General features: G+C 28.2%; 17 protein-coding genes. 4 read left to right on the top strand and 13 right to left on the bottom strand.

Annotated features, from left to right (window positions below; translation table 11 throughout):
• Window positions 1–151: 151 nt before the first annotated feature.
• The 3 genes from JJC02_04895 to JJC02_04885 all read right to left on the bottom strand — a co-directional run bounded on the left by JJC02_04895 (window position 152) and on the right by JJC02_04885 (window position 3,484).
• Entirely contained in the window at window positions 152–2,005 is a 1,854-nt protein-coding gene (locus JJC02_04895) for a CotH kinase family protein (protein UDN55522.1), read from the bottom strand.
• A 16-nt stretch (window positions 2,006–2,021) separates the two neighbouring features.
• Entirely contained in the window at window positions 2,022–2,708 is a 687-nt protein-coding gene (locus JJC02_04890; GenBank protein UDN55521.1) for a DUF4956 domain-containing protein, read from the bottom strand.
• 86 nt (window positions 2,709–2,794) lie between these two features.
• Window positions 2,795–3,484 carry a polyphosphate polymerase domain-containing protein gene (locus JJC02_04885; protein ID UDN55520.1) on the bottom strand — a complete coding sequence of 230 codons (690 nt, stop codon included), beginning with the start codon at window positions 3,482–3,484 and terminating at the stop codon, window positions 2,795–2,797.
• Between the two features lie 375 nt (window positions 3,485–3,859).
• On the opposite strand from JJC02_04885, the gene JJC02_04880 reads away from it, so the two are divergent.
• Together JJC02_04880 and JJC02_04875 are read left to right on the top strand one after the other, a co-directional pair.
• Entirely contained in the window at window positions 3,860–4,741 is an 882-nt protein-coding gene (locus JJC02_04880; protein UDN55519.1) for a LysR family transcriptional regulator, read from the top strand.
• Between the two features lie 309 nt (window positions 4,742–5,050).
• Window positions 5,051–6,589 carry a hypothetical protein gene (locus JJC02_04875; protein ID UDN55518.1) on the top strand — a complete coding sequence of 513 codons (1,539 nt, stop codon included), beginning with the start codon at window positions 5,051–5,053 and terminating at the stop codon, window positions 6,587–6,589.
• Between the two features lie 176 nt (window positions 6,590–6,765).
• Here JJC02_04875 and JJC02_04870 read toward each other — a convergent pair whose 3' ends face one another.
• Together JJC02_04870 and JJC02_04865 are read right to left on the bottom strand one after the other, a co-directional pair.
• The gene (locus tag JJC02_04870) at window positions 6,766–8,628 is read right to left on the bottom strand and encodes an ABC transporter ATP-binding protein (GenBank protein ID UDN55517.1); all 1,863 of its coding nucleotides are present in this window, start codon (window positions 8,626–8,628) and stop codon (window positions 6,766–6,768) included.
• A 35-nt stretch (window positions 8,629–8,663) separates the two neighbouring features.
• Window positions 8,664–10,391 carry an ABC transporter ATP-binding protein gene (locus JJC02_04865; GenBank protein ID UDN55516.1) on the bottom strand — a complete coding sequence of 576 codons (1,728 nt, stop codon included), beginning with the start codon at window positions 10,389–10,391 and terminating at the stop codon, window positions 8,664–8,666.
• 72 nt (window positions 10,392–10,463) lie between these two features.
• On the opposite strand from JJC02_04865, the gene JJC02_04860 reads away from it, so the two are divergent.
• Window positions 10,464–11,294, top strand: coding sequence for a MerR family transcriptional regulator (locus JJC02_04860; protein UDN55515.1), 831 nt, complete (start codon window positions 10,464–10,466; stop codon window positions 11,292–11,294).
• 245 nt (window positions 11,295–11,539) lie between these two features.
• Here the strand turns inward: JJC02_04860 and JJC02_04855 are convergent, their stop codons facing one another.
• The 6 genes from JJC02_04855 to JJC02_04830 form a co-directional block, all read right to left on the bottom strand.
• A complete protein-coding gene (locus JJC02_04855; protein ID UDN55514.1) occupies window positions 11,540–12,085 on the bottom strand; it encodes a hypothetical protein in 546 nt (181 codons plus the stop codon).
• A 95-nt stretch (window positions 12,086–12,180) separates the two neighbouring features.
• Window positions 12,181–13,668: a HAMP domain-containing histidine kinase gene (locus tag JJC02_04850; GenBank protein UDN55513.1), complete on the bottom strand. Its 1,488-nt coding sequence runs from the start codon at window positions 13,666–13,668 to the stop codon at window positions 12,181–12,183.
• Window position 13,669: 1 nt separating this feature from the next.
• Entirely contained in the window at window positions 13,670–14,374 is a 705-nt protein-coding gene (locus JJC02_04845) for a response regulator transcription factor (GenBank protein ID UDN55512.1), read from the bottom strand.
• Window positions 14,375–14,744: 370 nt separating this feature from the next.
• The gene (gene nagB, locus JJC02_04840) at window positions 14,745–15,494 is read right to left on the bottom strand and encodes a glucosamine-6-phosphate deaminase (GenBank protein UDN55511.1); all 750 of its coding nucleotides are present in this window, start codon (window positions 15,492–15,494) and stop codon (window positions 14,745–14,747) included.
• Window positions 15,495–15,591: 97 nt separating this feature from the next.
• A complete protein-coding gene (gene nagA / locus JJC02_04835; GenBank protein ID UDN55510.1) occupies window positions 15,592–16,725 on the bottom strand; it encodes an N-acetylglucosamine-6-phosphate deacetylase in 1,134 nt (377 codons plus the stop codon).
• A 9-nt stretch (window positions 16,726–16,734) separates the two neighbouring features.
• Window positions 16,735–17,469: a GntR family transcriptional regulator gene (locus JJC02_04830; protein ID UDN55509.1), complete on the bottom strand. Its 735-nt coding sequence runs from the start codon at window positions 17,467–17,469 to the stop codon at window positions 16,735–16,737.
• Window positions 17,470–17,764: 295 nt separating this feature from the next.
• Between JJC02_04830 and JJC02_04825 the strand changes: the two genes are divergently transcribed.
• Window positions 17,765–18,607 carry a DNA-binding protein gene (locus JJC02_04825; GenBank protein UDN55508.1) on the top strand — a complete coding sequence of 281 codons (843 nt, stop codon included), beginning with the start codon at window positions 17,765–17,767 and terminating at the stop codon, window positions 18,605–18,607.
• Window positions 18,608–18,768: 161 nt separating this feature from the next.
• Here JJC02_04825 and JJC02_04820 read toward each other — a convergent pair whose 3' ends face one another.
• Window positions 18,769–21,099, bottom strand: coding sequence for an FtsX-like permease family protein (locus JJC02_04820; protein ID UDN55507.1), 2,331 nt, complete (start codon window positions 21,097–21,099; stop codon window positions 18,769–18,771).
• Window positions 21,096–21,779, bottom strand: a complete 684-nt coding sequence (locus JJC02_04815) for an ABC transporter ATP-binding protein (protein UDN55506.1) — start codon at window positions 21,777–21,779, stop codon at window positions 21,096–21,098. The genes JJC02_04820 and JJC02_04815 overlap by 4 nt, the downstream gene beginning before the upstream one ends.
• Window positions 21,780–21,840 lie beyond the last annotated feature (61 nt).

Below are 21,840 nucleotides of genomic sequence, written 5' to 3'. Positions count from 1 at the left end.
ATGAGATTTATGAAATAAAAAATAGTAAAAGCAGGATATATTGGTATTTAACAAGATACAAAGAGGCAATACAAAAACTATATAAATTTTTACAAAAAATACTGCTAAGTAAGGATTTACTTAACAGTATCAATATTATTTGTGTATTATTCTATTTTGACTTTATAAATCTCCTTTGGTTTATCTTTGATACACCCACTAACATAATAGACATGATTATCATTGAAGCTCCACCTAGAATTAATTTGGAGTACGTTGTTGTTTTATTCATAGAGCCGCCTCCTTTATTACCAAAACCTCCAGCTTCCTTTTGATTACCTTGCCCTCTATCCATATTTCCCATTCCTGGTGGCATTTTACCATCCATACCTTCAGGTGGCTCTGGCATACCATTCATATGCTCACCCGACTTTTCTGTGTCTTTACTTTCACTTGAACTCTCATCATCAGAATTTTCCTTTGTTGAAGAAGATTCTCCACTTAATTGAGATTTTATAGTTTTACTCATATTTTCTGCAACTTCTAAAACTCCTGGTATTGATTTTCCACCTTTATTGGTATTTGTATTATTCTCATTTTCACTATTATCTTTAGTATTATTTTGAGTATCATTATCCGTATTAGTTTTGACTTCGCTTAATGTTAATTCAGCATTAACTTCTTTTTCATTACTTTTGTTTTCAAAACTCTTATTTTTATTGTTAGAGTCATTATTGTTAGAATTATTGTTATTAGAATCATTGTTATTAGAGTCTTTATTATTAGAATCATTATTATTAAACTTTTTATCACCAAATCCCTTATTATCACTAGAATCTTCAATTGAAGATGTTATATTTTTCTCAAATTCTTCATAGGTATAAAATGCTGTTGGGTCTTCTTTTACATATGATGCTATCAAGTCATGTAATTTTGTTGTCATATTTTCTAGATAATCTGAATCCAAATACTTGATTACTATTTCTTCTAGATATTCATGATACTTAGCTTTATATGTATCATTTTTTAATAATGCAGATATTAAAGGTCTATCTTCCAAATTACCCGTTGTAGGTTCATCAATGGCTATAGATTGACTGCCTCCACCAAAACCACTAAATCCACCAAATGACATATTAAAATCCCATGGTAACATAGAAAACACTCCATCTTGTTCATATAAATAGTAATTATGAGCAAAACTACCTTGATAACTATCTAGATTTAATAAAGCGGTATTTATTGCTATATTTTTGAGGACAGAATCTACATCAAGATATTTTTCAATATCTTCACCTTTATCTAAAGATTTTAGTAGTTTTGTAATTTTAGACCAATCAGCTGTTTTTTTATCACTTTCAATGATTAGATTTGAGTAACTATCTGGGTCATCACCCTCATATTGTAATGAGGCTCCTTCATCTGATTTATATAAGTCTCCAGTTACATCTCCAAAATTATTTTCAAGATAAGATTCTTTTAGTCCTTCTACTGCTAAATACAAACCATGATATTCACCATTTATAGAGACTTTAGCATATGCAAATTCTGGAGTGGCTAATCCCATTTCTTCACAAATACTATATGTTAAAAACTCTCTCATATAAGATGGGTCAGAATAGCAATTATTAAGATTTAATTGAGTAAGCCCTTCCATACTTTGACTAGTATTATATTTATCAAAATTAATCTTATAGCTATATCTATTGCTATCACTATTTGCTACAGATGTAAGACTTGAATTTCCTTTAGTTCTTATACCTACATTTCCATATGTATCTCCATTTACAGTTACTTTTGCAGACTTAAATTCTTCTTTTATAGCATTTTCATTCATGTCCTCCAAGTCGCTTTCATCTATCTCTATATTAACTTCCATAACCTTGTCTCTATCAAAATATTTTTCAATATATACATTGCTATATAAATCAACACTTTTATTACCATATGTACTGTAAACTCCAACTACTGCACATAAAAATATAATCATTATTGAGATAAGAAGGGTAAATTTTTTATCTTTCATAAAAGATTACTCCTCTCTATGCCACATAGTCACCATTATAACTTACAAGAACTGCATTAGTAACTCCATCTACTTGACTTAAATCATTTATAAAACTTGTCTCTCCATCCTTCATTCGTACTTCAAATACCAATTCTATACCTTTTTCTGGCGTAACACTTTTTGATTTTATTTGATATTTAGAAAATACTTTTTTAATTTTATCAGTTGCAATATCTTCTGAATCTTCATTATTACAATTTACCATCAATATATATGGTGTTTCAGATATTGTTTTATTTGAAAAGAATATTAAAATCAATCCCATAATTACTGAACCCATAACAGCTAATGGAATCAAACCTGCTCCCAAAACTATTCCTGAACCCAATGACCAAAATAGAAATACTAAATCCATTGGGTCTTTAATTGCTGTTCTAAATCTTACTATAGATAAAGCACCAACCATACCTAGAGATAAAACTACGTTTGATGTAACTGCTAATATTACAAAAGTTGTAAGCATTGTAAGTGCTACAAGCGAAACATTAAATGGTCGAGAATACATAATTCCCATATATGTCTTTTTATAAACCATATATATAAACAAACCCACTAAAAATGCTGAACCTAGTGCTAAAGTACTATCTATAAATGAAAAACCTGATACGTTTTCTATAAAACTTGATTTAAAAATATCGTTAAATGTCATAATTAAAATCATCCTTCCTATTTTTTAATTTATTTGTTAATTTATTCTTTTTTTAGCTTTATTGATGTATTGATTAATATAAATCTTAGATTTTATTTTTAAATATACAATCTACTTGAAGCATACTTTGAAACTGCTGTAGAAGTAGTTTTATTAATTTGAATTAAATCCTTTATAAAATCTGGTATAAACTCATCGTATTTAACCTCTAATACAGTCATATTCTCATCAACTACTGAAACAGTTGGTAAATCTTTATTAAATAAATCTGTTGAATTTACAGAGGTTTTAATATCGCTATCAATTGTAACCCTAACATTTCCAACTGGATAAACAAAGGCTTCTCTATCGTAATCAACAATACTTTTTGCCTCCAACCTTTCACATTTTACTTTTAAATAAAATTCTCTTAATAAACAATTTGTCGATTCTTTTAGAAATTCAATGTCATTATTCAGTATCTTTATTACTTCTTTTTTTGTTAAACTAACTGATAACTTTGATGTCATATTATAATGCTTTATTTTTTTTTCCAACTTTATATAAGAAGGGTCATTGTTATAAAATCTTATTCTAAACTTTTCTCTCATTGCAACTCCATTTAACTTATCTAAAAGTGCTTTATCTTCAGGTGTATCAAAATACAAACTTCTGATAAGATATTTTCCATCTTTTGATGCGTTTCTATCTTTCTTCATTATTGGATAAAGTCTTGATTTTAAAGCTAGTACATCTGCCTTAGTTATTTTGTGTTTCATCTCAAATCTATAGTTTAACTTCTTATCCATTATTATCACCTCTCAATTCATTTAAATATGTTTGATTTATTTTATATTTAGAGTATACTTCACTTGACTTCGTTAAATCTCCGTAAAATAAGTGCATCTTTATGGCATATATGTGGCAAATAAGATTAGATTGAAAAAATAAATGTAAATTTATTTATCTAATTTTTAATAATATCTTATATCTTCATTTGAAAATTGAATTTTATATAGTATTAGATTCTGGATGGCTAACAAATAGTAGTTTTAGAAATCAAAAAAAGATAATAAAACTTCACTCAACACTTGCAATCACTCTCCTTTTATATTATAATGCTATAAAAAAATCGAAATATTTAAATTTATACTTCAATTATATTGAATGAAATGAGGTTAAATATGTATCTTAAATACCTACAAACTTTTAAAACCATAATAGAGGAAGGCAGTTTTTCTAAAGCAGCAAATAAGCTCAATTACACACAATCAACGATAACATTTCAAGTACAACAGCTAGAACAAGAACTATCTACACATTTATTTGAAAAAATAGGAAGAAAAATGGTTCTAACTAAAGCTGGTAAAAATCTAATACCTTATGTGGATGATGTTCTATGTTCTGTTGATAAAATGAAGAATTTTGGTACTGACTTATCTGAGTTACGTGGTGATTTGCATATAGCAATGGGAGAAACTCTTATTTGTTATAAAATGCCTCCTATCTTAAAACAATTTCATGAAATGGCACCAAATGCCCGACTATTTCTTCGCTCAATGAATTGCTATGATATTAGAAATTCTTTGCTTGCAGGAAGCATTGATTTAGGAATATTTTATAAAGATATTGGAGGACTAGGAAATTCTATTTCTACCTATACTGTTGGAGAATCACATTTAACACTAGTTGCATCACCAAAAGTAAAAAAACAATTTCCTGATTTTATTACTCCAAACCAAGAATTAAATATTCCTTTCATAATAGATGAACCAGCATGCATTTTTAGACAGATGTTTGAATCATATTTAAATGAAAAGAATATTACTCTAGACCATACGATTGAACTTCGGAGTATACCTACTATTAAAAATTTAGTGAAAAATGATATGGGAATATCATATCTTCCTACGTTAGCAGTAGAAGATGATTTGAAGACAGGAGAACTATGTGCAATACATACAGAGTTAGATGGTAGGAGTATTGTTGCAGTATGTGGTCATCATAAAAATAAGTGGATTAGTCCCCTTATGCAATTATTTATTGATTTAGTTGTTGAAAATTAAAAATAGATAGATTTATTTAAAATAAGTCTATTTATTTATTCGTTGCAACTCCATTTAATATATATGTAAAAATTTATAATTTGTTACTATACTATATTGTATCTTTTTAGGGAATACTTTCTATATTGAGATTTTTTGTAAGAACAGTATTATTATTTCGTCATATATAGCTCATTAGTAAATAATTCCTAGCTTAATTTACGATACATATAGTTATAAATTCTATTGATATGCAATTGATATTTAAATTGATAGATAGTAACCTATATTAGTAAACAATTAGAATAAATACAATTTCGGAGGTAAAATATGAAAAGAAAGATTATTATTGGAATAATCATATTTATTTCAATCCTTTTAATTTGTGTATATGCATACATCAAAAACGTTATTCCACCTGGAGAAGAATGGATTTCTTATCAAAATGATAAACTAATTAAATCTATAAATCAACAATTGAGTAAATTAGATATAGATAGTATAGTGGCTAATAAAGAAAAATATGTAGTTGAAAAGAGTATTGATGAAATCCAAAAATCAGTAGAAAATGGACTAATAACTTATGAGGAAATTACAGCAATATATCTTTATAGAATTAAAATGATAGACCAAACTAAACATGGATATAATTCTGTGGTAGAAGTAAATCCAGATGCAATTGCTGATGCCAGAAATATGGATTCAGAGAGATTAAAATTGTCTTCACAGGATAAAATAATACCTTCTCCACTTTTTGGTATTCCTGTCATGTTAAAGGATAATATTAATACCTCTAATATGCCAACAAGTGCAGGTACTGTTGCCTTTGCAGATTTTATTCCTAATGAAGATGCTAATTTAGTAAAAGATTTGAAAAAGCAGGGTGCTATTATATTGGGAAAAAATAATCTGTCTGAATTCGCAAATTATATTTCAGGAATAATGCCTAGCGGGTATAGTGGTAAAAAAGGTCAAACAGTTAATCCTTTTGGACCTTTAAAAATCTCTCCATCTGGTTCCAGTAGTGGTAGTGCAGTTTCTGTTACTGCAAATATAGTTCCAATCTCCATAGGAACAGAAACAGATGGTTCCATTGTAGCTCCAGCATCAGCAAATTCAGTAGTGAGATTTAAACCATCCAGAGACAAAATATCTAATGATGGAATTATACCACTAGTCAAAAAAATTGATACAGCAGGTCCAATAGCAAAAACAGTACAAGATGTAGCAATTGCTTACAATGCGATTTCAAACGAAAATATATCATTGGACTTTGACAGTAAATTACTAAATGGTATGAAAATTGGATTATTAAGCTATGAGTATAATGATAAAAAGATTCTTAAAAATATAAAACAAGAATTAGAAAATATGAATGTCACTGTTGTTCCTATTAGTCTCAACGAAGAAGGCATTAACATAATAAATACTATCAACTTATCCTTTAAAAAAGACTTTGAAGACTTCGCTAACAAGTATAATATGCCAATAAAAAAATTGAGTGACTTAATTAAATTTAATAATGCTGACTCCAAAAGAAGAATTAAATATGGTCAAGACTTATTGGAAGAAGCTAATAAAGTGGAAAAAAGTAACATGAATCAAATAGATGATTCAATCCAGAAAGCAAAATCAATCCTTAATAAAACTTTTAGAGAAAAGAACTTAGATGCTATTGTTTTTTTAAATAGTTCTGGTTCTACAATGGCATCAGCATCAGGATATCCTGAATTAAATGTACCATTTGGAGTAGATGGAAAGGGTACTCCTATTGGCGTTACGTTTATGACACTGTCTGGTGAGGATAAAAAGGTCTTAGATATTGGATATAGCTTTGAAAAAAATATTCAAGGAAGAGTAACTCCATAAAAGAGTTTTTTAAGAATCTAAATAGAGATAGTGAGATTATTTTTAATTATTAAAACAATTCTTACTATCTCTATTTTTCTTATGATACAATCTTAGCACAGCTTTGAGATAACGCCTTTATTATCATCCTAATTATTTTGATTATACTTAAAATCACATATAAGTAATGTTATCAATTACACAACTTCTTCGTCATATTCACTTGAAAATTGGCTATTATAAAGTTCTTCATAAAATCCTTTATTCTCAATAAGTTCCTTGTGATTTCCTTGTTCGATAATAGTACCTTCTTTCATTACTAATATTAAATCTGCATCACGAATAGTTGATAATCTATGTGCAATAACAAAACTAGTTCTTCCCTTCATTAAGTTATTCATTGCCTTTTGAATCTCCACTTCTGTTCTAGTATCCACACTAGATGTTGCTTCATCGAGAATTAACACTGACGGGTCTGAAAGTATTGCCCTGGCAATTGTTAGAAGTTGTTTTTGTCCTTGAGATAAATTAGAAGCATCCTCAGTCAATATAGTATCATATCCTTGAGGTAAGGTTCTTATAAAGTGATCTACTCTTGCTGATTTTGCTGCTCTTACAATCTCCTCCATTGTAGCATCTGACTTACTATATGCAATATTTTCTTTTATACTTCCATTAAACAGCCATGTATCTTGAAGAACCATACCAAACATAGTTCTAAGTTCTCCACGCTTTAAGTCTTTTATATTAACACCATCAATAGTAATTCTTCCATCTTGTATCTCATAAAACCTCATAAGTAAATTTACAAGAGTTGTCTTTCCAGCTCCTGTAGGACCAACAATTGCAATTTTATCCCCTGCATTCAATTTAATATTAATGTCTTTCATAAGAATAGAATCATCACTATATCCAAATTTAACATGCTCAAATTCTACTTTTCCTTTAGGCATGTTGATAACTCTTGAATCTTCTTTATCCTTTATTTCTTCTACTTCATCCATAACTGTAAAAACTCTCTCTGCAGATGCAATTGCTGCTTGAAGCATATTTACAATATAAGATATCTCTGTAGTAGGCTCTGATGCTTGATTTACATACTGAATAAAAGCTTGTATACTACCAAGGGTCATTGCTCCAGTTGATGCAAATACACCACCTACAACTGCTATAATAACATACCCAATTTGATTTATAAATCTAATAATTGGAGATATTGCATATGATGAGAATTGAGCTTTTCTGCTAGCATTATAAAGATTTTGATTTAATGTTTTGAAATTTTTTATAGTATCTTTTTCTTTGCTAAACGCTTTAACCACTATTTGACCAGTAAATATCTCCTCTATATTGCTATTTAATTCTCCTAGTGCCTTCTGATTTTCTGAGAATCTTTCTTGTGATTTTCTTGCAATTACAACAGTAATACCCAGTGAAACAACCAATGTTACAGCTGATACTATCGTAAGTGGTACACTTATAATTATCATCATTACAATAGAACCAACTACTGTGACTACTGCTGTAATAAGTTGCATCAATCCTTCTTGTAAACTATCTGCTACTTTTTCTAAATCATTTGTAACTATGCTAAGTGTTTCTCCCTTTTTATGGGAATCATAGTACTTAAGAGGAAGTTTATTGAGTTTATCACTCAAGTCTTTTCTCATGTTAAGTACTAAATTTTGTGCAACTCCTGACATAATATATTGTTGTATATATATAAATATTGCACTAATCAAGTACAACCCTAGAAGTATTGATATTATGCCTCCCATAGTACTAAAATTCACACTGAATTTTGTACCTGTTTGAAGTGCAGTTTTAATTCCATTAAATAACTGGTCAATAGCTTTTCCCATAATCATAGGTGCTAAAACTGTAAGTGCTGAACTTATCAATACTGAAATAAAAATAATTAATATTTTAAACTTTTGTTTTGCCATGTATTTTAATAATCTTTTAGTAGTTTTTTTTGCATCCTTAGCTTTTTCTGCTGACATACCATCTTCAAAACTAAGTACTTCTATATCTTGTTTCTCTGTTCTTTTTTCACTCATATTACACCTCCAAATACACAGATTAATTCTTCACACTATGCAAGTTCTTCTTTACTAAGCTGGGAATCTGCAATTTGCTTATAAACTTCACAATTTTCAAGTAAATCTTTATGTTTTCCAATACCTACAATTTTTCCATCATTCAAAACTATAATTTGATTAGCATCCATGATTGTACTTATACGCTGTGCTATAATTATAGCTGATGAATCTTTAATTTCATTCTTCAATGCTTTTCTAAGTCTTTTATCTGTTTTAAAATCTAATGCAGAAAAACTATCATCAAAGACATATACTTCAGGCTTTCTAACCAATGCTCTTGCAATGGATATTCTCTGTTTTTGACCACCTGATAAATTATTTCCACCTTGTGCTACAAATGAGTCATACTTATCTTCCATATCAGAAATGAACTCATCAGCTTGAGCTATACTTGCAGCATGCTCTACTTCTTCAATACTTGCATCTTCTTTTCCATATCTTATATTTTCTTCTATTGTCCCACTAAATAAAAAGGCTTTTTGTGGTACAAATCCAATCTTATCTCTAAGCTCTTTTTGAGACATGTTCTTAATATCTTGACCATTTATAGATATTTCTCCAGATTGAATTTCAAAAAAACGTGGTATTATATTTGCAATAGTAGATTTACCTGAACCAGTACTTCCTATAATTGCAGTTACTTCTCCAGATTTTGCTTCAAATGTTATATTACTTAAAACAGGTTCTTCTGATTGAGCATATGAAAATGTTACATTTTTAAATACTAAATGACCTCTCTCTGAAATAATATCTTTACAGCCATTTCCATCTACAATTTCAGGTTCTATATCTAATATTTGATTTACTCTATCTGCACAAGCACCTGCTCTAGGTATATACATAAATACCATTACGCCCATAATTAAATAAAATAGGATTAAGATACAGTACTCAACAAGTGCCATTATATGACCTATCTCCATATTCCCATTACTTACTCGCATCCCACCAAACCAAATAATACTTACTATACCCAAATTCATTATTAACATCACAATAGGCATAAGTACTGCAAATATTTTATTTATTGAGATTGCTGTTTCAGAATAATCTATTGCAGTCTTATCAAATCTCTTTTTTTCAAAACGGCTTCTATTAAAAGCTCTTATAACTCTTACTCCAGTTACTACCTCACGTAATACTCTATTCATATTATCCATTTTTACTTGCATCATTTTAAACAACTTGATAAGCTTTTTACCAACCAAAAAGGCTGATAACATGAATAGAAACATCACTACAACAATAATAATTGTCATTACTTTATCTATAGAATATGCTAAGAATAGACCAGAAACTGTTATAATTGGTGCTGGTAATACTAATTGAATAAACATAAACACAGATTGACCTATTAAAGTAATATCACTAGTGCTTCTAGTAATCATTGAAGCTGTGCCTATATTATTAAAATCATTTATTGACAAATCTTGTGATTTTATAAATACTGCTTCTCTAATATCTCTACAAAATCCAGATGAGAGATTTGCTGATACTTTACAAACCAACACAGCTGATAAAGCTGTTATACCAGCTACTATCAACATTATTAAACCTGTTTTTACAATATAATCTATATCTCCTTTTACTACACCATTATTTACTATACTTGCTGTAAGTGTTGGTATATATAAAGTTCCAAGTGTTTGCAAAAACGTAAATATCAAAACTATAACAATTAAAACTCTATATGGTCTTAAAAAACGAATTAATTTTTTCATATATTCACACTCCTTTACAAAATATTATGATAAACTATACTGTAACAGGATAGTCAAGGAGGAATTATAATTATGAGTCAAGTTTCAAAAAATTATTTTACAACTGGAGAATTCGCAAAGATTTGTGGAGTCAATAAAAAAACACTTTTCTATTATGATGATATAGGTCTTTTCTCTCCAGAATTAAAAAAAGAAAATGGATATAGATACTACTCATACCATCAACTAAGCATTTTTGGTATAATTTCTTCACTTAAGGAAGTCAAAATGCCTTTAAAAGAAATTAAAGCTTATATAGACAATCGAACTCCTAATTTACTAATTGAACTTTTAGAAAAGAAAACTATTGATATTAACAACGAAATTGAAAAACTAAATAATATTCAGGCTCTAATGGAATCTACAATTTCATTTACTAAAAATGCATGTAATATAGATGCGAATACTATTACTTTAGAAGAACATGAAGAAGAGTACTTAGTCAAAACGCCTATTACATATAAAGAACAATTTTTTGAAGATGAAGAAGAAAATTTTTTATATGAATGTATTAACTTTATGGATAACTATGAATTGAGTGATTATGGTACGATTGGCTCAATCATTAAGGGTGAAGATATAATTAATAAAGATTTTGAATCATATTCATATTTATTTACAAAAGTCAATAAAGAATACAAGAAATATCCTATATCAATCAAGCCAAAAGGGCTTTATGTAATTGCTTATCATAAAGGAAGTTATGAAACTATTTACAAAACTTATGAAAAGTTATTAAATTTTTTTAATCAGAATAATTTATGTATGGGGGATTTTATTTATGAAGAATATCTACTATATGACATAAGTGTTAGAGATTCTAATGAATATCTAACCCAAATCTCAGCAGAAGTTAAACTGTAAAATATTAGACTGGAAAGATATCAATTTTATAAATTTGATTACGAAAACATCTTTTTCTTTGGAGAAGAATATGAATGTAGAGGCTTTCTATATTCCTTGGTTATGTCTATATAAACTAAGAATGTATGGTCATATGTGGTAATTCATTTAATTAAAAAGGTGTAAGTAAGCTTATATTAATATAAATTTACTTACACCCCTACTTATATTAATTAACTTCACTGAAACATATAAAAATATACAGATTAACATCTTTTATGAATTAGATATGCTACAAGTATATATATACACGAAAGCAATGAGGCAAATCCTGAAACTCGTGTAAGACCTACAATACCTCCAATACCAAATCCAAATGTAAAAATAACAACAGCCATCCCCCCTAAAAGAGCTATACTTGCAAAAATAGTTAAGATACTTTTCTGCCAGAATGTAGTAGCACACAAAGCAATCACAAAGTATATAACAGCTTTAATGAGTAACAATGCACCAAGATAAATAGGCGATACATTGACTAAATAACGTGAAAAAACAATTGAGGTACAGCCAAACACAATAAGTAAACTCGCTAAAACAAGACTTCCATAATTAAGAATAGATTTAGTTGTCTTTTCTCTGATAAAATCAATAATAAGCAAAACACCACTCAAAATTATATATCCAACAATTACATAAAACATACTCCCAAGTAAAAATTTGGGAAATAATAAAAGAGCAACTCCTATACCTCCAAGAAAAACTGCTTGTAGTCTTGCATACTTTATAAATCGTTTATAGATTAATAAATTCATAATCAATCCACCTTTCTATAGCTACATAGTAGCATGAAAATCTTACTCTCACATGAATCTCTATTTACAACATCTCTATATTTTCTTTAATTTTTTTATAACTTAAATAATATAGTAAACTTAGCTCCTTTTTTACCATTTTCTACGTATATACGTCCACCATGCTTATTTACAATGGACTTAACTATTGATAGTCCAATTCCATGATTCCCCCCTACTCCCTTATAAAACCTTTCAAAAACATGAGGTAAATCTTCTTTGTTGATTCCAATTCCATCATCTTCTACTATCACGACTATATTTCTTTGATTATACTTGCATACTATTTTTATTTCACTCTTAGCATACCTCAAAGCATTTTCTATAAGATTCATAAACGCTTTGGAGATGTTTTTTTCATCACATTCAAATAGAACCATTTCTTCATCAAACTCATAAATAAGTTCTATGCCCTTATTTATAGCCCTCACATTTTGCCTAGCTCCACAATTTGAAAGTACTTCTCTTAAATCACATTCTACAAGTTCATAATCTTTAGTTATATTATCTATTTTAGAAATGTATAATAAGTCTTCAACCATATCACTTAACCTATCACTTTCTTCAAGTATTATATCACTTGCATGCTTACTATCTATAACATCATACTTTATAGCTTCTGCATAGCCTTTAATAGACATAAGTGGTGTCCTCAATTCATGAGATGCATTTTGAAAAAATATTTTTTGCTCATTATCATACTTATCCAGATACTCAGCACTCTTATTCATAACATTTGAAAGCTCTACTAATTCCTTATCTGAAAAATCAAAGTAGGTTCTTTTGAAATCTCCTTGACCCATTTTTTTTGCAAATTCACACAGCTCTTTTATAGGTTTGGCAATTTTCTCAGATAAAATTACAGCTGTAAATATTGCTAATATTCCAGCAAAACACATTACAGATATTAATACAGTATTTATCTTTTGAGTTAGATTTAGAGTTTTTGATATGTCTATAAAAAGTATAAGATACTTATCTTGCTCACCATATATACTAGTAATTTTTACTGTTGAAATATAGTAATCCTTATTTCTGGTAGATATGCGTGTATTTTCATCTAAGTTTAAATCTAATTTTTCACTTTGAATACACTCTCTAATCGACTCCATCTCATCAATATTTTTTAAAAAATCATCTTCTCTTGTTGGAAATATCAAGTTATACTTGGAATCAACCACCATAGCATCAGCCTCTGATTGTGTTTCTGCCATCCTAACTTTATCTTGTACATTTCTCATAAAATTAGATAATGCTTTTGGAGGAAGATTTCCATCATCTTGAGGAGGCTTAATCGGTCTAAAATTACTATCCATATGTTCTACTATTTCTGTAGACTTTGTCAACTCTTCATTTGCAGTTGTTTTTATATATGTATCAAGCAATACGTTAAAAGATACTAATATTATCATAAAAACTATAATTATTAAACACAATACGCTCAACAAAATTCTAGTTTTTATGCTTATATTCTTCTTTGAGAATTTTAATTTAAATGTGGATTTAATCTTTCCAAATATATTTTTGTCATTTTTATTTTCCATCTTAATTTTTCTCCTTTAATCTAAATCCAAATCCCCATACAGTTTCTATTAAAATATTTGTATCTAAAATTTTTTTACGTAATCTCTTTACTGTATCATCAGCAGCCCTTGTCTCAACCTCTATATCATATCCCCATATTTTGTTTAATAATTCATCTCTAGAAACTGCTCTATCTCTATTTTCAAATAAATACGTTAATAGATTATATTCATTTGGTGTAAGGTCTATATTTATATTTTTACTTGTAACTATTTTATTTTTTTTATTTATTGTCACATCTCCAAATTTCAATTTCATATCTACCAAGTCACTGTACTTATCATAATTTTGTTTCTTTTCAAATTCTATCCTCCTAAATATAGATTTTACTCTCATAACTAAAGACATTGGGCTAAATGGCTTTGTAAAATAATCATCACTACCCAAGGTTATTCCTGTAACATAATCTATATCTGTATCTCTTGCAGTAAGCATGATTATTGGAACTGTACTTTTCTCACGAAGTTTTGTACATACTTCAAAACCACTTGAGCCAGGCATCATTATATCTAGTATTACTAAATCACATTCTTTTATATTAAATTGTTCTAAAAGTTCATCACCTGTTTTAAAATCAATAACATCATGACCTTCATTTTTTAAGAATGTCTTTACCAAATTTCTTATATTATCTTCATCATCCGCTATATAAATTAACTTCTGCATAAAACTCACTCCTTAATAGACTTTTAATTTAAATTGAATAGTGTAAATATATTTATTAAACAATTAAATCTCAATATATATAATCTAAATCTTATTTTTTTACTACTATTTAAATTATATCAGCTTTTCACATCACATTAGTTTTAAACTTGTTTAGATTTTAAGGCAATTTTAAGGCAAAAATAAATTATTATAGAGTTTGTTACGCTTAGGATAGAAATATAATAATTTTTAATATATTATTTGGATACTTCTTGATAACGAGCTTTTGTAAAAGATAATAACTAACTAATTTTAATAAAAATAGCTGTCCTTAAATAAATTTAATTATTTAAAGACAGCTATTTTTTACTTAAACTACATTCTATTCTTATACTAATTTATAATCTTTTGGATTCAATTTACTTGCCGCTGCTTCATCTACTATAACTATAGTATCTTTATGAAGTTGAAGTATAGAACCAGGAACTTCTGGAGTTATATCTCCATAAACAGTTTTATACACTGCATCAGCTTTTTCTTCTCCTGAAGCTAAAAGTAATATTTTTTTAGACTTTAATATTGAACCAATCCCCATACTTACAGCCTTTTTAGGAACATCTTCTCTTGATTTAAAGAATCTTGCATTAGCTTCTATTGTAGATTCCGTAAGTTCAACCACATGAGTTCTTTTTGCAAATTTATTATCAGGTTCATTAAAACCTATATGAGCATTACGACCTATTCCAAGTACTTGTACATCTATACCACCAACTGCATCTATAGAATTTTCATAGTTTATACATTCTTTTTCAATATTATCAGCCATTCCATTTGGTAGATGAGTATTTTCTGGCTTGATGTTTACATGATTAAATAGATTCTCTTTCATAAAATAATCATAACTTTGGTCATTAGATATTGGTAACTTATAATATTCATCTAAATTAAAGCTCATCACATCTGAAAAATCTACTATATTATCATTGTATTTTTTTACTAAATCTCTATACATACCTACTGGTGTACTTCCTGTAGCTAGTCCCAATATTGAATTTGGTTTTAAAACTATTTGAGCTGCTATCATCTCAGCTGCTTTTTTACTCATTCCATCATAATCTTTACATACTAATATTCTCATTTTGTTCCTCCTAAATTTTAGCTAATACTTTAACTGCTATAAGTTTAATTTATTATTATTTTTTATATTGCTTTTATTTAAAATTTATCTTTATAAATTATATATTTTTATATACAACTTTTCCCAAGCAAAGCGTCATCTTGCAATCTAAGTTCTCATCAAATATAGCTATATCTGCATCCTTACCTATTTCTAAGCTTCCTTTTTTGCCATTTATACCTAGAGATGTTGCGGGATTTAAAGATGCTAAATTAATCGCTTCATTCACTTTAAGATTTGTATTATCTAAGAAGTTAAATACCATTTTATTTAAAGACAACACACTTCCAGCTAATGCTCCATTTTCAAGTCTAGCTTCATTACCCTTAACTATGACTTTCTGACCTCCAAGAGCATAATTTCCATCCTCAAGACCACCAGCTTCTATAGAATCTGTTATTAAAATCAGTCTTTCTTTCCCTTTATTGTTTAATATAAATTGAAATAAATCTTTATTTATATGGATTGTATCTGCTATTAACTCACTGTACACATCAGTTGTAAGTGCTGCACCAACAACACCTGGGTCTCTATGGTTTAAACCAGTCATTGCATTGAACATATGAGTTACATTTGTTACCCCTAAGTTTATAGCTTCTTTAGCTTGCTCATAATTTGCATTACTATGACCAATAGATAAAACTATATCTGTACATCTTTTTATTTCTCTAGTAAAATCAAAATCAATGTCTTTTTCTGGAGCATAAGTTATAACTTTTATAACATCTTTGTATTCTTTTATAAATTCGTATTTTGAATTTATTATAAACTTTTCATTTTGTGCCCCCTTATAATTTTCATTTATAAAAGGACCTTCTAAATGCGCTCCTAATACCTGCGCCCCTTCAAGCTTTCTATTTTGGGCTTTTTTAATAACTTCAAGTGCATCATAAACATGTTCTTTATCCATAGTCATTGTAGTTGGAAGAAAAGATGTTACTCCATGTCTCATTATTGACTTTGAAATTGTTTCAATAGATTCATCAGTTGAATCCATTGTATCTTTCCCCATGTTTCCATGTATATGAATATCAATAAGCCCTGGAGATATATATTTTCCATCAGCATCTATAACTTCACAATCTTTTGGTATGCTATCGGCTATATCAATTATTTTTTCATCAAATACTAATACTTTATTTTCTAAGATTTGATTTTTTAATATTATCTTTCCATTAATTAAACATTTCATATTATTCACCTACTCACTCAATACTATTTCATATTGGTATTTATCTGTTCTAAATATTGATATGGTATATTCTATAGGGTTACCTTCTCTATTATAGGAATTTCTATGAAGTTTAAGAGCTAAAGCACCTTCATCTGTTTCTAGAAGCTTACTTTCTTCATCTGAAAGTATTACTGGCTCCATTACTTGTTCAGCTTTTTGTATCTTATAGCCATATTTTTCATTTAAAACCCTATATAATGAAGAATTATCTAATATCCCTTTTGTAAGACCCTTACACATTTCTTCTGATAGATATACTATTTCTAATCCAAATGGTTCTCCATCAGTATATCTAAGTCTAACAATCTTATATATATTTGTGGTATTATCGCTTATTCCAAGCTTTCTTTTAACTAAATCATCTGGTAGTTCCATCTCAAAGGATAATATATCCGTTTTTATGTCTACTCCCTTTTCTTTCATGACATCAGTAAAACCTTTTACATTTGAAAACTGATACTTCTTTTTTTGCTTTGCAACAAATGTCCCCTTACCTTGTACCCTATAAAGAAGACCTTCTGTAACTAATCCAACAATAGTTTTATTTACTGTCATACGACTTACATTTTGTATGTTACAAAGTTCTCTTTCTGGCATTATTGCATCGCCCTCTTTAAGCTCACCAGTTTCTATCATCTCTCTTATTATTGAACTTAATTGAGTATGCAATGGTATGCTACTAGATTTATTTACTATTTTCATATAGTCACCACTTTTCGATATGGTATATACCAATTTTGGTATATACCAATTATACTTTAAAAGAAATTTTATTTCAATACTTTTTAACTTATTTTGTAAAAATTTTAGTAAAACCTAAAGACAAAAAAGAAATTGGAGTTTATACTATATAAGAAGCTAGAGAATTGAAAAATACATAAATAACTATATTATTTATTGCAAATTTCACTAATACTAATATAGATACTGTGACAAACTACTACAATAAGTATATTATGGCTAAATTATAAATATAAAATGAGAGGATGATTTTAATTTGATAAACATAGGTGATTTTAATAAACTTACAGTAAAAAGAAAAACTGAATTTGGATATTTTTTGGATGGACAAACTAATAATACAAAAGACGATATACTTCTTCATAATAGATTAATCGGAAAAAATGAAATAAATATAGGTGATGAAGTAGATGCTTTCATATTTAAAGATTCTGATGACAGAACTGCTGCAACTTTAATACCTCCTTTGGCGAAGGTTGGGGATGTAGCATATTTGAAAGTAGTTGATAATACAGACATTGGCACTTTTATAGATATGGGTCTTCCTAAGGACATACTAGTTCCTTTTAAAGCTAAGACTTATCCATTATTTAGAGACGAAAAATATTTATTTTATATATATTTGGATAAAAGCAAAAGAATTGCTGCTACTACAGATATAGATTCATACCTATTAACAGACCATACTTACAATGTAGGAGATATAGTAACTGGAGTTGTATATGGGTTTCAAACTAATAATTCTGCTATGATATGTGTAGATAATAAATATGCTGGTGTAATACTTCATAATGAATACTTTACTGAATTAAAAACTGGTGATGTTCTTGAAAATTTACATGTTATAAAGGTATATGAAGATGGAAAACTAGGGCTTTCTCCTAGAGGAAATAGAAAAGATGAACTTGATACTTTAGAAAATAAAATTTTAAGTTATTTAGATGGCTCTGATGGATATATGAGATTTAATGATAAGTCTGACCCTAAAGATATTTCTATATTATTTAATTCAAGCAAGAAAAATTTTAAACGTGCTCTTGGAGTGCTTATGAAAAAAGGATTAATTTATCAAGATGAAGAAGGAACTTATCTAAAGTAGAATATTTAAAGTATTTTAATTTAAATGCTCACACTGTCATATAATGTTTAGAGTTATATTATCTTTATAAAAATTTTATAATATAAAAAACGAAGTAAAAATGAAAAATATTTTCTATTTCATATTTACTTCGTTTTTTTAATTTAAATTAATAACTATATTTATTGTGCATTTATTGAATCTATTATATCTAAGTCACAAATCTTTTTAATTGGTTTTCTTACTGATAATAAAGTTATTATTATCATAGTTATTACAGTGATAAGTAGCAGATTAAAAGGTATTTGCCATTCTAAATGAAATCTTAAGCTTACTAACGATATAAACATATACCTATGCAACATTAACCCTAGTATGCCACCTAATAAACACCCACTCACTGCATATGAACTTGCCTCTACTATTACCATTTTTCTTAATTGTTTGTTAGATATACCTACTGCACGCATAACACCATAGTAATTCTTTCTACTTGTAACACTTATATTCATACTATTTATGATATTAAACATGCTTATAATCGCAATAATAAACACAAATCCATATATAAATGTTGCCATAGTATAAAACGAATTTTTAGCCTCAGAGTTACTTTGTCTTTTATCTCTAATCTCTAAATTATCATCTACTACACTTCTTATATTTTCAATCAAATCTCTAGGAGCATTTTTATCAACCTGAGTGTCAATTATTACATAATCCTTTATACCTGTTATATTCGTAAAAGTATTTTCAGATGTTATAATATTTCCTATATGTTTATCTTTAGTATCAAAAGGAATTGAGGAAAGTATACCTCCTATCTCTAGCTCTTTTTCATAATTTCCATTTTTAATATATATCTTATCTCCTATATCAAATCCATAACCTTCTTCTACTAATGCAATATTTTCTGATTGTAATTTATCTTCATTAATTTCTCCTTTTAATAGATATTTTTTTGCCCAATTAAATTGATGCTTTTCATAAGAAATTAATTGTGGTTTTGCCTTCTTTTCATTATATGTAGCCTCTACATCCGTCATCATTCTACTGTATACTTTTTTTATTCCTTTGATATTACTTATTTCCTTAATGTCATCCTTGGTTAAAACAGACTTAAAATTAGGGTCAACAATAGATATATGAGAAGCTTCTGGCTTTATAGGCTTAAGTCCTTGATACATAAGATCTATAAGCACACTAAACCCTAAAAATAGTATAATACTAATAGCAAATGAAGAAGTCATAAGTACAAAAGATTTCTTTCTCGAAAAAGCATGATTTAATCCCATAGAAGTCTCAATTTTAGAACTTCCTGTATTTGCAACTTTACTTGTCTTTCCATTATTTAAAATTTCCTTGGACATTAGATTCCCACGTACAGCGCTAAGCGGAGATACACGAGAAGCTTTTTTTGCTGGAACAATAGCTGATAATATTACAGTTAAAAATCCTACAATTATTCCAAATGCAATCCCTATAAAACTAACTTTTAAAATTGGCATCGAACTGAATAACACATTAACATATTTAAGAAATATAGAAGATATAATAGTTACAAAACTTCCTAATACTAAGCCTATTGGAATAGCTTTTACACTTAAAATTAAACTTTCTAAAACAACAAATTTTTTAACTTGAGCTTTTGATGCCCCTAGGCAACGCAACAGACCAAAAAATTTAATTCTCTCAATTACACTCATGTTGAAACTATTATATATCATGATAATACTTGCTACTAAAACAAGTACAAAAAGTAATCCTGCTGTTAAATACAGTGGTCTAGAAAAGTCAGAGTCACCTTGACCTATAATAGAAAGTAAAGTTTCATTTTTACCAATTTGTTTATCACTTAAATTGAAGGTATTTTTAATATCAGAAGTAGCTTTTCTAATATTAGCCTTTTCTTTAAATGTAATATAATAAGAATCGTATGTTCCTGATTTTTTAATAGCTTGTGTACCCAATATTGAAAGTATTAATCCATGCTTATCTAAAGCTCTTAAATTTGATATTGATGAATATTCACCTACTATCTTATAATTTTTATTTCTACCATCTGCTAATTTTATTTTGATAAAATCGCCTATTTTTAGATTAAAGCTTTTAACTGCATCCTCATCTATTAAAGTCTCATTCTCCCCAATAGGATAACGACCCTTTATTATTTCTAAATTAAATTGTTTTGCTACTTCTTCATCTAAACCTTGTATCAAAATCTCCTTTGATTTAAACTCTGCATTGTCAACTACTTGTACCCTACCATGATGAGCTATATCTACTCTACTATTTATTTCTGATATAGACTTTTCATCAAAATTTTTAATTAATATGTGCCAATTTCCATAATCTTTAATAAATTGTATCTTTTGACATTGTATAGCCATGTCTGCAAGTCCAAAAATAGCAGTAACTAAGCATACAGCAATAATAATACATAAAATTGTGGTTTTATTTTTTTTCTTGTGTACTTTTGCATATTGTGGTACTAGTTCTAAGTAGCTTCTCATTCTCTATTCACCCCCAGGTCTGTAAGCACTCCATCAGAAACCTGTAGTATTCTATCTGCTGTAGAAGCTATATTCGTATTATGAGTTATCATAATAATAGTTTGATTATACTTTTCTGCAGTTACTTTTAAAAGTGCAATTACATCGTTACTATTCTTACTGTCAAGATTTCCTGTTGGCTCATCTGCCAATATAATACTTGGCTTTGTAATCAAAGCTCTTCCAATTGCAACCCTTTGTTGTTGACCACCAGATAATTGATTTGGAAGATGATTTTTCCTATCTTTAAGACCTAAAATAGTCAATACTTCATTTAAATAAATAGTATCTGGTTTTTTATAATCCAATAGTAATGGGAATATTATATTTTGCTCCACAGTTAATTCTGGTATAAGGTTATATGACTGAAAGATAAACCCTATGTTACGACGTCTAAAAATAGTCTGTTTTTCCTCTTTCATTGAACATATTTCTTTACCATCAATAAATATTTTCCCTGATGTTGGAGTATCAAGACCTCCTAAGAGATTTAATAGCGTACTCTTTCCTGAACCAGATTCTCCAACTACAGTCACAAATTCTCCTTTTGAAACTATAAATGATACATCTTTCAATGCCTCTACTTTTGTATCTCCATTTCCATATGTTTTACATAAATTATTAACCACAAGAATATCCATTTGCTATCTCTCCTTTCTAATTGATTAATATAATAATAATCCATCTACCTTACTGCAAGAT

It is taken from the genome of Clostridioides sp. ES-S-0054-01, from assembly GCA_021561035.1.
Lineage (GTDB): Bacteria > Bacillota > Clostridia > Peptostreptococcales > Peptostreptococcaceae > Clostridioides.
This window is presented reverse-complemented; position numbering and strand designations above follow the sequence as displayed.

Bases quoted from the DNA above. Each gene is read 5' to 3' on its own strand.
- JJC02_04895 (UDN55522.1), bottom strand. From the start codon at position 2,005: ATGAAAGATAAAAAATTTACCCTTCTTATCTCAATAATGATTATATTT.
- JJC02_04890 (UDN55521.1), bottom strand. From the start codon at position 2,708: ATGATTTTAATTATGACATTTAACGATATTTTTAAATCAAGTTTTATA.
- JJC02_04885 (UDN55520.1), bottom strand. From the start codon at position 3,484: ATGGATAAGAAGTTAAACTATAGATTTGAGATGAAACACAAAATAACT.
- JJC02_04880 (UDN55519.1), top strand. From the start codon at position 3,860: ATGTATCTTAAATACCTACAAACTTTTAAAACCATAATAGAGGAAGGC.
- JJC02_04875 (UDN55518.1), top strand. From the start codon at position 5,051: ATGAAAAGAAAGATTATTATTGGAATAATCATATTTATTTCAATCCTT.
- JJC02_04870 (UDN55517.1), bottom strand. From the start codon at position 8,628: ATGAGTGAAAAAAGAACAGAGAAACAAGATATAGAAGTACTTAGTTTT.
- JJC02_04865 (UDN55516.1), bottom strand. From the start codon at position 10,391: ATGAAAAAATTAATTCGTTTTTTAAGACCATATAGAGTTTTAATTGTT.
- JJC02_04860 (UDN55515.1), top strand. From the start codon at position 10,464: ATGAGTCAAGTTTCAAAAAATTATTTTACAACTGGAGAATTCGCAAAG.
- JJC02_04855 (UDN55514.1), bottom strand. From the start codon at position 12,085: ATGAATTTATTAATCTATAAACGATTTATAAAGTATGCAAGACTACAA.
- JJC02_04850 (UDN55513.1), bottom strand. From the start codon at position 13,668: ATGGAAAATAAAAATGACAAAAATATATTTGGAAAGATTAAATCCACA.
- JJC02_04845 (UDN55512.1), bottom strand. From the start codon at position 14,374: ATGCAGAAGTTAATTTATATAGCGGATGATGAAGATAATATAAGAAAT.
- nagB (UDN55511.1), bottom strand. From the start codon at position 15,494: ATGAGAATATTAGTATGTAAAGATTATGATGGAATGAGTAAAAAAGCA.
- nagA (UDN55510.1), bottom strand. From the start codon at position 16,725: ATGAAATGTTTAATTAATGGAAAGATAATATTAAAAAATCAAATCTTA.
- JJC02_04830 (UDN55509.1), bottom strand. From the start codon at position 17,469: ATGAAAATAGTAAATAAATCTAGTAGCATACCATTGCATACTCAATTA.
- JJC02_04820 (UDN55507.1), bottom strand. From the start codon at position 21,099: ATGAGAAGCTACTTAGAACTAGTACCACAATATGCAAAAGTACACAAG.
- JJC02_04815 (UDN55506.1), bottom strand. From the start codon at position 21,779: ATGGATATTCTTGTGGTTAATAATTTATGTAAAACATATGGAAATGGA.